Below are 12,857 nucleotides of genomic sequence, written 5' to 3'. Positions count from 1 at the left end.
GTGATTTATATTTTTGCGTTAAAATTTCGCATTTTAAGGAGAGAGATGAAGATAGGCAGTTTATTTGCAGGGATAGGCGGCATTGAGCTTGGCTTTTTAAAAGCAGGATTTAAAACTGCGTGGGCGGTAGAGTTAGATGAGAAAGCTTGTATCACTTATAAAGCAAATCACAAACACAAAATTATTAATAACGACCTAGCAAAAGTGGATTTAAAAAAGCTAAGCAAAATTGACATTTTAACAGCTGGTTTTCCTTGTCAAGCCTTTAGCGTGGCTGGGTATCAAAAGGGCTTTAACGATGAAAGGGGCAATGTCTTTTTTGAAATTTTAAGGTATTTAGATCATTTTAAGCCTAGCATTATCTTTTTAGAAAATGTCAAAAATCTTTTCAAGCACGATAAGGGCAGAACCTTTGAAACGATTAAAGAAAAATTACAAAAGCGGGGCTATTTTTTAAAATATCAAATTTTAAATACAAGCGAATATGGCAATATCCCTCAAAATAGAGAGAGAATTTACATTGTAGGCTTTTTAGATTTTCACACTTATGAAAGCTTTCATTTCCCTGCTAAAATTAAACTCACGCAAAAGATTAAGGATTTATTAGAAAAAGGCGTGGATAAAAGCTTTTACTACACTTCGCACAGATATTATGCCGAGCTTAAAAAAGAGATGAAAAGTAAAGAAACTTTGTATCAATGGCGAAGGCATTATGTAAGAGAAAATAAGAATAATTTATGTCCTACTTTAACGGCAAATATGGGAACAGGCGGACACAATGTGCCTTTAGTGCTAGATGATGATATAAGAAAACTCACGCCCAAAGAGTGTGCGAGGTTTCAAGGCTTTGATGATAGCTTTATTTTACCCTCACAACTTTCAAACGCCACGCTTTATAAGCAAATAGGCAACAGCGTTTCTGTGAGCGTGATAGCAAATATCGCAAAAGAGCTAAAAAAGGCTTTAAAAAATGACCTTAGAAAAGTTTGTTAAAGAAAACATAAAAGCCTTTAACGAAAAGCCCAGAGGCTTTAAAAATTCCCCTTTTAATGAAATGCAAATTAAAGATTATCTAAAAAAGCGTTTTAGAGAAAAATGCGAAAATGAAGCTTTTAAAGAAAAAATTTTAAAGGATTTTGCAAATTTATCTTACCAAAAAAGCAAAATTATAATCCTTGCAAATCAAGAATGCTTATATAAAAACGACCTTTTACACTTTTTAGAAAGGCAAATTTTTTTAGATATTTTTAAAGGCTTAGATTTAGGGCAGTTAAAAGATAAAAGCCTAGCTTACATCAAAGAAAACACAGGCGAGTTACAATTTAAATTCATACAAAACAAACTAAGCAAAATTTTAGAAAAAGCCTTATTTCTTGCTTCTATGGACGGCTTTAAGGCAAATTTGCTTCAAATTAATTCAGGCATTATGCTTTCTAATGCAGGAGATAGTGCGGAGTTTTTATTTATAGCGAGGGCTATTTTAGCAGGATTTAACGCCTCAAGCGTTGATGTAAGAAGTAGTCGTTACGATGCAATAGTCGATTATAACGGCACTCTTTTACGCATACAAATTAAGGGCATCACAGGAGGGCTTATAAGCTTTAAAGATAGGGATAGAGGCGGACAGGGCATAGACTATAAGCACAAAAGCAATCAAGGCAAAAGAATTACTAGCAAGGATTGTGATATTTATGCCGCAGTGGATAAGCAAGTAGGCATTTGCTATCTTATCCCTATGAGTTTTGCGGATAGTTTTGATGATGAAAAATGTGCGAAAGTAAAATTAGAACAAATCAAAAAATATAAAGAAAACTGGGACATTATCAAGCAAATCGCAACTAAAAAAGCTTAAAGCTATCATCTCCGCCGTCATTTTTATCCTTTTTCAAATTCACTTTCAAAGCTTATTTTAAATCTTGCGTAACGAAACGATTTTTTTCAAATGAAAAAACGCTTTCAAGCGTTTAAAATAAGCCTTTTAGTAAAAGTCTTTTTTTGCATTTTTGCATTTTTAAAAAAAGGGTTAAGAAGTGAAAGAAAAGAAAAGAAAATTAAAGATAATTTTGCTAAAATTTCAACGGGTGGAGTGCTAAAGGCTGCCACCTTTAGCACTAATAATCGCTTTGAGAGGCGGTGATTAGTTTGAACTATAAAATTCTAGTGATAATTATACTACTTTGCTTAGTAGTAGTCAAGGCTTATTAAGCCTCCCCCTTTTAAGGGGGCTAGAATACCCTTTAGCTTATATCCCCTCTAAATCAATCTTAGCAGGGATTACATTAAGCGTTATGGTGTCTTTGACCTCCTCGCCTTTTTCGTTTGTGCATACATATTCGACGACCTTACGACCTAATTCCTCGCTTTTAAAAAGATAAGTATCTCCCTCGATTTTGCGTCCCTCGATTAGAAAATACCCGCTACTATTATAAAGCGTTACGCCTCTTAGTATCACGCCCTCATTAACGCATACTTCAAGCTTTGGAGAGACGATAGCTACTTGTCTTAAGCTCTCGTTTATGAATTTGATATTATCCATTCCTTGCGTTATGGAGTTTAGTATAGGTCTAAACTGCTCAACCATATCGTTTCTATTTCCCTTATTATCGCTATCTTTTCCTATGGCATAAATGGCGTTTTTTATCTCCTCAAAGATCTCTTCCCAATTATCGATTTTATTGGTATTTTGCGCGTTCATCACGCTATTAAAAAGCCCTACTAAAGCGTTACATTTATTGATATTTGCATTATCCCATACGCTTTTTATCATAGCTTGAGCTTGGACTAAGCTTTTGACTAATTCAGCATTAGCACTTTCATACTTATTCCTGGCCTCTAAGGCACGCAGTTCAAATTCTTGCCTCGCTCTTTCCTCGTTTAGGCTCATTTCCCTGTTTCTTAGCTCAACTTCCTCTAGTTTCAAGCTTAAATTTAAGGCTATTTCAGCCTTTTTTTCATTGCTTAAACTCTTATCCTTTAAAGCCTCATGTGCTAGTATAAAATTATTTATAAATCCCACAGCGTTCATATTTTTACCTCTTCAATTTACTTTTAGCGGCGAAATGCGATTTCGCCTAAAAGTAACTTCTCAAGCGATAGCGTTCGCACGGCGTGGGACGAAAACGCACCGCGTTTGAAGTAAAAAAGCTAAAGGCGTCCCCACCCTTTTGCTTACGCAAAAGCCCCGAGTTACGCCCACAACTTTCTAAGCCTAATCCGTCCCAAAGCCTCGTCTTAAACTCACTTTCCAAGAGAATTGCAAAAATTAGCGTAATGAAACGCTTTGACCCTTTTGAAAAGAAACGCCTTAAGCGTTTCAAGCTTCAAAAGTGGGCAACCGCGTTGAATAAGCAATTTTTGAATTCTCGCCTAAACTTTCCTTAAGAAATTTAAAACGCTTTCACACTCGGCAAGAGTTAAGCACTTTAGAAACTTGAAAGGCTTTAAATTTCACGCTTAAAGAGTTTTTAGCTCTCGCCTAAATTTACTCACAAACATCTTTTAAATTTTAAAAATATTTTAAGGCTTTTAAGCTTTTTAAAAAAGGGTTAAGAAAGAAAATACATAAAATTTTATGTATAATTTTACGCAGATTTTTAACCCTTTTAAAAAAAGGGGCGTTTTTTTACACTTTTTAAAATTTATGAAAAGGATTTAAAATGTTATCTTTATTATCAAACCCTGCTTTAATGGGAGTAGGCACGGCTTTAAGCGGCGTGGGGTCAGTCTTTTCCGCACTTGATAATGCCTTTGGCACAGGGCGTCAAAATGTCAAAATCGCCAAAGAGGGCTTAAATTTAGCCAAAGCACAATGGGCGGAGGAGAATAAGCGTTATAATGAAAATAAGGCTAATATCCAAAGTAATTTAGATATGATAGGTTCAGTCTTTAGCGATGATAATGACAGCGTTTGGGACAGAAAATAAGGGCTTAAAAGCCCTCTTTTCTAGTTTTGTCATTTTTATCGCTTATTTCTTTTAATTTAAAAACAAAATAAAGTAAAGCAAAGTGGATTAAAAAGAATATCCACAGCGTTATAAATAAAATAGTATCACCGCTCATTTTTAGTTTTCCTTACATAATAAGTCGCATAAATCGCCACTTGTCCCATTATCCGTCTTTTAAGCTCGTTTTTCTTTATAAAATCCATAAGCTAAAGCCACAAAACACAGCACCAACGCCACAGCACCAATTCCTAAAATAATACTCATCTTTTATCCTTTCTAAATTTAATTTCGCCATAGCCAGCAACTAGCATTAAGCTAATTCCCTAAGCCGCTCTGTTAGCTCTATGATAAGACCTACATTAGCCTTAGCCTTAGCCTTGCTTAGCTCTTTGTTTAAAAGCTCTTTTTTATAAGCCTTAAAGCACTCTTTTAACTCCTCGTCGTTTAAAATCTTAAGCCTTTCATCGCAACTAAGTTTCATCAATTCCCTGCTTAAAACCCCGTTTTCAAAATAGGCCTTAAGAGAAGTGCTAAATTCCTTAAAATCCTCACTTTTAAAATAATTTTGTGCTAAAATCAAAGCCTTTTCATTAACAAGTATATTTTTCACCAAAACGCCCAAAAGCGTGAAATTCCCCTCATATTCTAGCCTTTCATTTTGCAAAAAAGCCTTTTTTTCGCAGCCAAAATATTCAGCCGCCTTGCTTATCAAAGTATCTTTTAAAAAGAAATTTGCTTGATTACTAATCAGCTGTTTTACTTGCTTGAAAAAGGCGTGGATTTTCTCTTTATCCTCGTTCGCTCTTTTTAAATTTAGCTTTATATAATACTCAAAGCCCTCATAATCCTTATAGCAGTTTTCCACGCTCTCAAAACCAAGCCTTAAAAAGTCGCCAAAATCTTTCACTTTTTTGCTTATCACTCTCACACTGACATTAAAAAAGCCGTTTTTAAAAAAGATTTCTAGCGTTCTTAAATTCGCATTTTCCCCAGCGTTATCCTTGTCAAAACTTAGTATATATTTAAGCTCACTTGACATTTTATGCAAAATGCTAAGTTGCGAAAGGCTAAAGGCCGTCCCACAGCTTGCCACCACATTTTCAAAGCCAAATTTTCTTAAGGCAAGCACATCGAAATACCCCTCGCAAAGTATCACTTCCTTACGCTTTACGATAGAAGTTTTAGCATTGGAGAGATTAAAAAGCGTGAAGGATTTTTTATACAAATAGCTTTCCTTGCTATTGATATATTTTGCTGGATTACTCACGCCTTGTCTAATGCGTCCGCTAAAGGCTATGATTTTGTGCGTTTCACTGCGAATAGGCAAAGTAATTCTTTTATCAAAATGAGAATAAAATCCTCGCTTTTTATCCTCGTTTATCACGCCTAAATTGATCGCATTTTCAAGCATATTTTTCGCTCTTAAATGTAAAATTAACTTTTCTATTTCATAATAGCCAAATTCAAATTTCTTTATATCCTCCTCGCTTAAACCCCTTTCCTTAAGCTCATTTTTCACAGCCTCATTTTGCTCTAAATTTGCCCTTAAATGCTCATTTATCGCCTCCATACTCTCATATAAAGCGGTGCGGCTAAAAGCGTGCTTATTGTTCTCATAATTTACGCTAATACTACAAATTTTCGCCACTTCCTCCACAGCCTCGCTAAAGTCGCAGTGATTTATCTTTTGTATAAATTTAATGCTATCACCACCCTCATTACAGCCAAAGCAAAAATACAAATTCTTATTAGTATTGACCATAAAAGAAGGCGTTCTCTCACTATGAAAAGGACAACAACCACGATATAAACTCCCACTTTTTTGTAAGGGCATATAAGCCTCCACAACGCTTAAAATATCCGCCCTTGCTTTAATCTCCTCTAAATTCGCTATCAAAATATATCCTCCCTTAGCTCGTTAAAGTCTAGCACCTCTTTGGGCTTATCTTCTAAATTATAAAAGATCCTTTTTTCAGGCTTATAGCCTATGATGTTTTTAAAATGCTTTCCCGTTTGCTTGTTTTTCTTTAAGCTTATGCTACGCCTAAACTCGTCAAATTCATTATAAGCTTGAGCGGTGTCGCTTTTTTCAGGCTTTATTTTTTCAAGCCTTAAAATGATACTTGCCTCGTGTTCGCCTTTTTTACTCCCACTTGGGCTTTCAGGGTCGCTTTTGCTTGTTTGTATGATGAGCATTATAAAGATTTCTAAGCTATGGCAAAGTTTAGCAAGAGTAGAAAATTTTAAGCTTTCTGCTTGTTCTATGTTGGTAATTTTATGATGCGATCCTACTTCTAGCCTCATTTGTGAGTCTATTAAGAAAAACCTAACGCCCTTTTTATAAAGCCTTTTGATATTAGCCGCTACCTCGCTTATCTCATAGCCATCGTTAATGATGTAAAAATTATCAAAAGGGAGTTTTTTATTTTGCTTTTTTACGCTTTCTAAATAGCTATTTATCGTAAATTCAAAGCTAAAAAACGCAACCTTATTGCGTATGGCTAAATGCTCTAGCATTTGCAAACAAAGCGTGGTTTTACCGCTTTCTGCATCCCCACTGATAAGCATAAGTTGAGCCAACTCAAACCCCCCTTCAAAAGCATTGTCTATAAAATCAATGCTTGTAGAGTGCTTCATCATCAAAGGCTTGTCCTCGTAGTATTTAAGCCACTCATCAAGGGTTCTTAAATCCTCGACATTTGCCTCGTCCATTTCCTTGCTAAGTATGCTTAAATCCAAAAGCTCATTATTTAAACTCGCATGATTTAAGGCCTGTGCCATTTCGCCTTGCTTTTTGATTTTATAATTATGAGCTAAAAGCGGTGCTAAATCGCAAAAGAGAGGGTTGGGACTAAGGCTTATGATGTCTAAAAAATACCCGTCCTTTTTTTGAGCCTCGCTCACGCTTTCGCTAAAAACATTGAGGCTTAAAAGCCCTTTTTCCTTAAGCTTTAAGATGATTTGTATATACTCAATCGCACTTTTTGAAAACACCTTTAAGCTTGTTTTATCCAAAAATTCATCAATCTTTAAAGGGTATTCGATAAAGCTTCTTAAAAGCTCTTTTTCTAAATTTATGTTAGTATCCATACACCGCCCTTTTTCCTTTTTTTATTTACTTTTTAGCGGGGGAAGTAAATTCGCCAGCCCCAAGTTACGCCCACAACTTTCTAAGCCCACGCCGTGTGTTTTGCCTTAAATTCACTTTCCAAGAGAATTGCAAAAACTCACGCAATGAGACGCTTTGACCCTTTAGAAAAAACCCGTAAGGGTTTAAGTTTCTAAAGTGGGCAACCGCGTTGAATAAGGAGTTTTTGAATTCTCGCCTCAATCTGCCGAATAAGCACCTAAAAAAGCCTTTAAATTTCATCTTAAGCACCTCTAAACCCATTTTCAAGCCGCAAACCACTACACAGCCCAGCTTGGCAAATTATGAAAAGCCTTTTTTGAAAAATACCTTAGCAAGATTTGCGTTTCTTGCCAAAAGTATTTTTTACTATCATAATTTTTAAGCTTCGTGCTTCTTGCTTTCATTTCCACCCATTCTCTTAAGGCTTCTTTAAAGCAGTCTGTGAAATTTTTAAAATAGATAAATTGATTTTTACTTAGCATCAGGCTGTAAAAATTGTCCATAAAAGTCTCCGCCTCGTCGTTTAAATTCGCCTCTATAATGTTTAAAAGCTCTTCTATCTTGTCAAGTTCCCAAGGGCTTAGCCTTGCATTTTCATAGGCTTTTAAATTCAGCACAAAAGAAAAACCCCTCATCTAAGCTCTCCTAAAAATCCATTTAAAAAGACATTATTTGAGGCGATTTTTTGCATTTTTCTCTTTAAAGCTTCTTGCAAGATAGCATTTTTACTCATCTTGGTTTTTTTGCTTAAACGGCTTAAATTTCTCAATAAAGTCTTTTGCATTTTAAACTTCTTTTTTAGCTCTCTTTTTGCGTTTTTTGTTTTTGCATATCGCATTTAAGCTCCTTTAAATAATCTTTTAAAGCACCATTTACAAACCTAGCCACACTCATCTTTTCAAACTCCGCAAAAGTCTTAATCCTACTCCACTCTTCCTCACTAAAGCTAAAGCTAGGACTATCAATCTTAACACGCGGATTATTTTTGAAAAGATATGCCATTTCACGCACTCACAAGCATAAATTTACGCTCTTCTTTAATCCACTTAACACCGCAGCCATTGACCCTAACTCGGCTTAAGTCGTAATCCTCACGTCCATTGAAATTTGGCTCTTGCTCTAACACAGCTCTTAAAATAGCCTTTTCTTCCATTTCCTTACCAAGTCTAGTTTTAGGATATTTCTTTTTCAAAGCCTCTTTTTTAAAGCTAAAAAGCCCAGCCCAGCCGTTTTCAATGGCTCTATCAATTATCGCTATCACGCTTTCGTTTTGCTCTTTAAACTTGACGCATTTAGCTATAAGGGCGTTTTTACTAGCTATTTTTAACCTTGCTCCATTACTAGCCTTAAACTTAAACCACTCAATGAGCTTGTCTTTTTCTGCCTCGCTTAAATTCTTAAAATCTAGCTCTTGTTTATCTTGCATTTTTTTGGAGAAAAAATAAATTCGATTTTGGCAATTTTCCATTAGGTATAAATTCTTACTACGTAAGAATTCTTTCTTTATATGTGCGAACAAAAACGGCATGCGGGATTTTTTCGCATTTTTTGAAGTATCATTTTTAGGGCTTTTGAAAGGCTCAACCTCGCTCATCACGCCCATTTTTTCATTAGCACTTTTTGCAAACTCTTTATTTTCCACACTTTTTGCCACTTCATCTAGCTCTTCATTTTCCTCACATTTTTGCAAATTTTCTAAGCTTTCGTTTAGCTCTTCTTCGTCGTTATTGACAAAAATCACACTATAACCACGCTTAAATTTCCCAGCCTCATCTTTATGGATTATTTTAGAGATGATTTGCGCATCGATTAAGTCTTTTATAGCATTTTGCACAACCCTTACACTATAACCCATTTCATTAGCGATATGCTTTGCATTTACAACCCAATTTTCAGGCAAACTAGCCATAAATATAGCCACTAATTTCGCCTTATCATTTAAGTCTTTATGCTTTATGATGTCATTTGAGACTATTGTGAAATTATTTTTCAATTTTTGCTTAACTATCATCTTAAAACCCTCCTATTTTGAAATTCTTACTCGCTCTATAAAAAAGCACGATTTTTAGTCTATCCATACGACTTAAAAGCTCTACATTGATGTATTTGTATAGGCCACTTTTTAAATTTGTTATCTTATAAAAGCTCATTTTTTCTCCTTTTTTTTGAATTTACTTAGTAAATAATCCCAACTCCAAACAATAATTCCCGCTAAGAAAATGCTAACAGCCACAGAAAACCAAGCTAAGCTAAACCCAGCTAAAAACGATTCAACGTTCATTTAAAAACCCCCTTTTTGTGTTATACTTTCCTTTTTGAAAGGATATAAAATGGATATTTTCACAGCTTTTACGACCATAGAAACAAACGGCGACTTTTTTAAAGGCTTTATTTTTGGATTAATTACAGCCCTTATTTTGTGCTTTTTGTTTTTTAAGTCTTTATTTAAAGCCTTAGTCAAGCAAAATAATGAAGTCAGAGACAAAATCATAGAAAAAAATAATGAAGCCAATAAAATGCTTTTAAACGATGCTAAAGAAAGCATAAAAAAGCTTAAAGCCGACCTCGCTCTTTGTGATGAACAAAAAGAAGGCTTTAGGTTAAAATTATGGGAATTCCAAAATTCAAGTTTTAAATAAGCCACATCACACCTCATTTACTTTAGAAAAGAGAACTTGCTCTTCACGTGTATTGCTTACTATATCCTTAATGCGGCTTAGCTCATTTTTAAGCAAATTGTCAAAAAAGGCGATTTTTTGCATACTTAATTCGCTATTTTCCGCTTGTAAGATATTCCGCACTAGGCTATATAAAAGTGCATTGACAAACAAATCATTTAAAAACAACTCCTCCTCCTTATCCTTATGAAACACGCATAAATTTACCCACACTTCAAGCCGTCCTAATGCTTTGTTTTTGGGCTCTACGGCCACGCTTTGCATATTTGAAAAGCCCATTAAGTGCGTTGGGACATTATTATCTTTTAAATGCGCTTTGTAGTTTAAAAAGGGCAGATTTACGCCATTAAGCTTAGCTACAACGACCTTAAGCATAAGTTTTGGCAAGTGCAAAACATTATCATCTTCACTAAGCTTTTTTTCAAATTTACAGACATTCATCTCCAAATCACTTATAAGGATATTTTGCTCTTGATTGATACTTGCTAACAATTCCTCATCGCTAAATTTAAGATAAACGCCCTCATCTTTCAAACGCCTTCTTAGACGCTCCATTAATTCCGCAATTTTCATTTAAAACCCCCTTTTATGAAATCAAACATTGTGCAAACAAGCCCTATAATTACCCAACAAATAAGTGGGAACATCACTCCCACAGCTAAACCGCCCCAAAATTCATCACTCATTTTATTAACTCCTTTTTTGTTATAATCGCATTTTTAAAGAAAGGATTAAAAATGGATATTTTTACAGCTTTTGTAACCTTAGAAACAAGTGCAGATTTTTTTAAAGGCTTATTTTTAGGCACAGCCCTTACGGCTACCGCCTCTTTTTTTGTTATGAAATTTTTTACACGCCATTTAAGAGAACATAATGATGAGTTAAGACAAGAATTAAAAGACGCTAAAAATGAAACTAAGGCTTTTAAAGATGCCTTAATCAAACAACAAAATTTAGATATGATAGGCTCAATCTTTAAAGAAAAATAACTCATTGTTTTCCTTTAAAAAGAGACTTGATAAAATCATAAATATTTAAAATCCACAAGCCTATTCCAAAAGCAAAAGCCACACCAAAAACCCCACATAAAATCCCCACGATTAATTCCTCACTCATCTTAGCACCAACCTTACAAATAAATTTAAAGATTTATTAAGCCCTTTTTTAAACGCTTTAAAAATAAAGCTCACCAATTCCCACACGCCGTAAGTTAAAAGAAAAGCAATCCCAGGCATAGCCATACCCACGACCAAGCCCTGAAACAAATCCCCCCAGCTCATATTAATCCGCCTTTTGTTATAATTTCACTTTTAAAGAAAGGATTAAAAATGGACGCTATTTTGGATTTTGTGATTATTAGCTCAAGTTTAGATTTTTTTAAAGGCTTATTTTTAGGCTTAATTGTTAATGCGTATTTTGGCTTAAGCCTTTTTAAATTCCTAGTGAAGGAAAACCGCCTCATTAATGAAAAAATGCTCGAGAAAGATACATACATCAACGATAAATTACTCAAGCAAAGCAACGAGACGCGTGATAAGCTCTTAAGCGAAGCTAAAGAAAACATAAACGCTTTAAAAGCCGAGTTAGACCAAGCTAAAAAAGAGGCTAAAGCCTTTAAAGACGAGCTAATCAAACAACAAAATTTCGACTTCATTGGTAATATTTTCAAAGAAAAATAGCTCATTTTCTCCCCTTTTTAAAAAGATTTTTCACAAAATCCCAAATAATTTCCACCCATAAAGATAAACCAAACACCATTAAAACCATAAGAATTCCCCATAAAATCCCCATGATGAATTCCTGGCTCATATTAAGCCCTTTTTTAACTTCTCTACAAAAGCAAAAAGATTTAAATACGCCTTCATTAAGTTGCTTTTATCTCTAGCTATACGCCCACTTTTATGATGATGTTTGATTTTCAAAGCCTCAATAAAAGCATTTAAAAGCCTTTCAAGCTCCATAAAGCTCAAGCCCTTATGCTTTTTATTTTTCACTTTTAAAAGCTCATTAACGCCTTTAAAATAAGGCTTATTTTTCGCCTCATAAAAAGCCGTCCTCACGCTTGCACTTTGAAAAATATTACTTAAATAAAATCTAGTCATATTTATCCTTTTTTACCTATTTTTTTAATGTTCTTTTCATCGGCAAAATTGCGATTTTGCCTAAAAGAACCAAAACCTAAAGGCGTCCCCACCCTTTTGCTAACGCAAAAGCCCCGAATTTTGCCTTTTAAACTTGCTACACCTAAAGCCCAGCCCTTGCAACCCACTTTTAAGAAAATCAAAATCTTTCATAATGAGACGCTTTGACCCTTTAGAAAAAACCCGTAAGGGTTTAAGTTTCTAAAGTGGATAACCGCGCCTAAGTTGAAAGCGTTTTGATTTTCGCCTAAATGCACCCCTTTAGTAAAGATTTAAAATAAGCACCTAAAAAAGCCTTTAAATTTCATCTTAAGCACCCAAAGCCCATTAGCAAACTTTTCTAAGCTCAAATTCATCTTACACAGCCCTTACTTTTAAGAAAATTCCTGTTATCTCTTTATGGGTAATCTCCACTTTTAAAGCGTTTTCCATAAGCAACTCACACCCTATACAAAGCGGCTTAAACTCTATCACGCCGTTATAATTTGCCTCTTTAACTTGCTGTTTTAAAGCAGGGTTTTTGTCCATATTGAAATTAAAAATGAGACTTTTAAGGGCAGTTTTAGCACACTTATCACAGCTCATTTTTTGCTTATAATCATTAAAAACATAGTTTAAAAACATTTAAATCCTTTACCTTTTTTACCTACTTTCATCAGGCGAAGTAAATTCGCCAACCCAAATTTTGCCTTTTAAACTTGCTACACCCAAAGCCCACGCCGTGTCTTTGAATTTGCTTTTAAGAAATTTAAAGTTTTGCGTAATGAGGTAATTTAAGCCTTTAGAAAAGAAACGCCTTAAGCGTTTCAAGTTTCTAAAGTGCTTAACTCTTGCCGAATTAGCAAAGACTTTAAATTTCGCCTTAAATTCACTTTCCAAGAGAATTGCAAAAATTAGCGTAATGAAACGATTACGACCCTTTAGAAAAAACCCGTCAGGGTTTAAGTTTCTAAAGTGGGCAACC

At 34.7% G+C, this 12,857-nt stretch carries 23 protein-coding genes; 6 read left to right on the top strand and 17 right to left on the bottom strand.

All coding sequences use genetic code 11. The annotated features are described in order from the left end of the window. Positions 1 to 45: 45 nt before the first annotated feature. Together dcm and CVULP_RS04195 are read left to right on the top strand one after the other, a co-directional pair. Positions 46 to 993: a DNA cytosine methyltransferase gene (gene dcm / locus CVULP_RS04200; RefSeq protein WP_099507639.1), complete on the top strand. Its 948-nt coding sequence runs from the start codon at positions 46 to 48 to the stop codon at positions 991 to 993. Further along, a complete protein-coding gene (locus CVULP_RS04195) occupies positions 971 to 1,852 on the top strand; it encodes a group I intron-associated PD-(D/E)XK endonuclease (RefSeq protein ID WP_099507638.1) in 882 nt (293 codons plus the stop codon). Before dcm ends, CVULP_RS04195 begins: the two co-directional genes overlap by 23 nt. A gap of 390 nt (positions 1,853 to 2,242) precedes the next feature. Here the strand turns inward: CVULP_RS04195 and CVULP_RS04190 are convergent, their stop codons facing one another. Further along, entirely contained in the window at positions 2,243 to 3,025 is a 783-nt protein-coding gene (locus CVULP_RS04190) for a hypothetical protein (RefSeq protein ID WP_099507636.1), read from the bottom strand. A 631-nt stretch (positions 3,026 to 3,656) separates the two neighbouring features. Between CVULP_RS04190 and CVULP_RS04185 the strand changes: the two genes are divergently transcribed. Next, positions 3,657 to 3,923, top strand: coding sequence for a hypothetical protein (locus tag CVULP_RS04185; RefSeq protein WP_099507635.1), 267 nt, complete (start codon positions 3,657 to 3,659; stop codon positions 3,921 to 3,923). Between the two features lie 4 nt (positions 3,924 to 3,927). On the opposite strand, the gene CVULP_RS04180 is transcribed toward CVULP_RS04185, so the two are convergent. The 9 genes from CVULP_RS04180 to CVULP_RS04140 form a co-directional block, all read right to left on the bottom strand. Then, complete coding sequence (locus CVULP_RS04180) at positions 3,928 to 4,059, bottom strand: hypothetical protein (protein WP_257874400.1); 132 nt, start codon at positions 4,057 to 4,059, stop codon at positions 3,928 to 3,930. A 195-nt stretch (positions 4,060 to 4,254) separates the two neighbouring features. Then, positions 4,255 to 5,841, bottom strand: a complete 1,587-nt coding sequence (gene dnaG, locus CVULP_RS04175; protein ID WP_180753075.1) for a DNA primase — start codon at positions 5,839 to 5,841, stop codon at positions 4,255 to 4,257. Then, positions 5,838 to 7,034 carry an ATPase domain-containing protein gene (locus CVULP_RS04170; RefSeq protein WP_099507633.1) on the bottom strand — a complete coding sequence of 399 codons (1,197 nt, stop codon included), beginning with the start codon at positions 7,032 to 7,034 and terminating at the stop codon, positions 5,838 to 5,840. The genes dnaG and CVULP_RS04170 overlap by 4 nt, the downstream gene beginning before the upstream one ends. Before the next feature lie 318 nt (positions 7,035 to 7,352). After that, a complete protein-coding gene (locus CVULP_RS04165) occupies positions 7,353 to 7,709 on the bottom strand; it encodes a hypothetical protein (RefSeq protein ID WP_099507632.1) in 357 nt (118 codons plus the stop codon). Further along, positions 7,706 to 7,912 (bottom strand): hypothetical protein, encoded by a 207-nt coding sequence (locus CVULP_RS04160; protein ID WP_099507631.1) that lies wholly within the window; start codon positions 7,910 to 7,912, stop codon positions 7,706 to 7,708. Before CVULP_RS04160 ends, CVULP_RS04165 begins: the two co-directional genes overlap by 4 nt. Next, positions 7,873 to 8,076 carry a hypothetical protein gene (locus CVULP_RS04155; protein WP_099507630.1) on the bottom strand — a complete coding sequence of 68 codons (204 nt, stop codon included), beginning with the start codon at positions 8,074 to 8,076 and terminating at the stop codon, positions 7,873 to 7,875. The genes CVULP_RS04160 and CVULP_RS04155 overlap by 40 nt, the downstream gene beginning before the upstream one ends. Before the next feature lies 1 nt (position 8,077). Further along, entirely contained in the window at positions 8,078 to 9,085 is a 1,008-nt protein-coding gene (locus CVULP_RS04150; RefSeq protein WP_099507629.1) for a helix-turn-helix domain-containing protein, read from the bottom strand. 1 nt (position 9,086) lies between these two features. Next, complete coding sequence (locus tag CVULP_RS04145) at positions 9,087 to 9,224, bottom strand: hypothetical protein (RefSeq protein WP_180753074.1); 138 nt, start codon at positions 9,222 to 9,224, stop codon at positions 9,087 to 9,089. Further along, the gene (locus CVULP_RS04140; RefSeq protein WP_257874399.1) at positions 9,221 to 9,355 is read right to left on the bottom strand and encodes a hypothetical protein; all 135 of its coding nucleotides are present in this window, start codon (positions 9,353 to 9,355) and stop codon (positions 9,221 to 9,223) included. Before CVULP_RS04140 ends, CVULP_RS04145 begins: the two co-directional genes overlap by 4 nt. A 49-nt stretch (positions 9,356 to 9,404) precedes the next feature. Here CVULP_RS04140 and CVULP_RS04135 point away from each other — a divergent pair, with 49 nt between their 5' ends. Then, positions 9,405 to 9,713, top strand: a complete 309-nt coding sequence (locus CVULP_RS04135) for a hypothetical protein (protein WP_099507628.1) — start codon at positions 9,405 to 9,407, stop codon at positions 9,711 to 9,713. A gap of 6 nt (positions 9,714 to 9,719) precedes the next feature. Here the strand turns inward: CVULP_RS04135 and CVULP_RS04130 are convergent, their stop codons facing one another. Further along, positions 9,720 to 10,325: a hypothetical protein gene (locus CVULP_RS04130; RefSeq protein WP_099507627.1), complete on the bottom strand. Its 606-nt coding sequence runs from the start codon at positions 10,323 to 10,325 to the stop codon at positions 9,720 to 9,722. A 164-nt stretch (positions 10,326 to 10,489) separates the two neighbouring features. Here CVULP_RS04130 and CVULP_RS04125 point away from each other — a divergent pair, with 164 nt between their 5' ends. Next, entirely contained in the window at positions 10,490 to 10,741 is a 252-nt protein-coding gene (locus CVULP_RS04125) for a hypothetical protein (protein WP_099507626.1), read from the top strand. A 1-nt stretch (position 10,742) separates the two neighbouring features. On the opposite strand, the gene CVULP_RS04120 is transcribed toward CVULP_RS04125, so the two are convergent. Then, positions 10,743 to 10,868 carry a hypothetical protein gene (locus tag CVULP_RS04120; protein ID WP_257874397.1) on the bottom strand — a complete coding sequence of 42 codons (126 nt, stop codon included), beginning with the start codon at positions 10,866 to 10,868 and terminating at the stop codon, positions 10,743 to 10,745. Further along, entirely contained in the window at positions 10,865 to 11,032 is a 168-nt protein-coding gene (locus CVULP_RS04115; protein WP_180753073.1) for a hypothetical protein, read from the bottom strand. Before CVULP_RS04115 ends, CVULP_RS04120 begins: the two co-directional genes overlap by 4 nt. A 48-nt stretch (positions 11,033 to 11,080) precedes the next feature. On the opposite strand from CVULP_RS04115, the gene CVULP_RS04110 reads away from it, so the two are divergent. Continuing rightward, complete coding sequence (locus CVULP_RS04110) at positions 11,081 to 11,431, top strand: hypothetical protein (RefSeq protein WP_099507625.1); 351 nt, start codon at positions 11,081 to 11,083, stop codon at positions 11,429 to 11,431. A 126-nt stretch (positions 11,432 to 11,557) separates the two neighbouring features. Here CVULP_RS04110 and CVULP_RS04105 read toward each other — a convergent pair whose 3' ends face one another. From CVULP_RS04105 to CVULP_RS04090, 4 genes are all read right to left on the bottom strand, one after another. Further along, on the bottom strand, positions 11,558 to 11,854 hold the full coding sequence (locus tag CVULP_RS04105; RefSeq protein ID WP_099507624.1) for a hypothetical protein: 297 nt from the start codon (positions 11,852 to 11,854) through the stop codon (positions 11,558 to 11,560). Between the two features lie 2 nt (positions 11,855 to 11,856). Beyond that, positions 11,857 to 12,036, bottom strand: a complete 180-nt coding sequence (locus tag CVULP_RS04100; RefSeq protein WP_099507623.1) for a hypothetical protein — start codon at positions 12,034 to 12,036, stop codon at positions 11,857 to 11,859. A gap of 214 nt (positions 12,037 to 12,250) precedes the next feature. After that, a complete protein-coding gene (locus tag CVULP_RS04095; protein WP_099507622.1) occupies positions 12,251 to 12,517 on the bottom strand; it encodes a hypothetical protein in 267 nt (88 codons plus the stop codon). A gap of 18 nt (positions 12,518 to 12,535) precedes the next feature. Continuing rightward, the gene (locus CVULP_RS04090; protein WP_099507621.1) at positions 12,536 to 12,772 is read right to left on the bottom strand and encodes a hypothetical protein; all 237 of its coding nucleotides are present in this window, start codon (positions 12,770 to 12,772) and stop codon (positions 12,536 to 12,538) included. Positions 12,773 to 12,857: the final 85 nt, after the last annotated feature.

Source organism: Campylobacter vulpis (genome assembly GCF_014217995.1).
GTDB lineage: Bacteria > Campylobacterota > Campylobacteria > Campylobacterales > Campylobacteraceae > Campylobacter_D > Campylobacter_D vulpis.
Note: the sequence above shows the minus strand (reverse complement) of the source record. Positions and strands in the feature narration are given on the sequence as shown.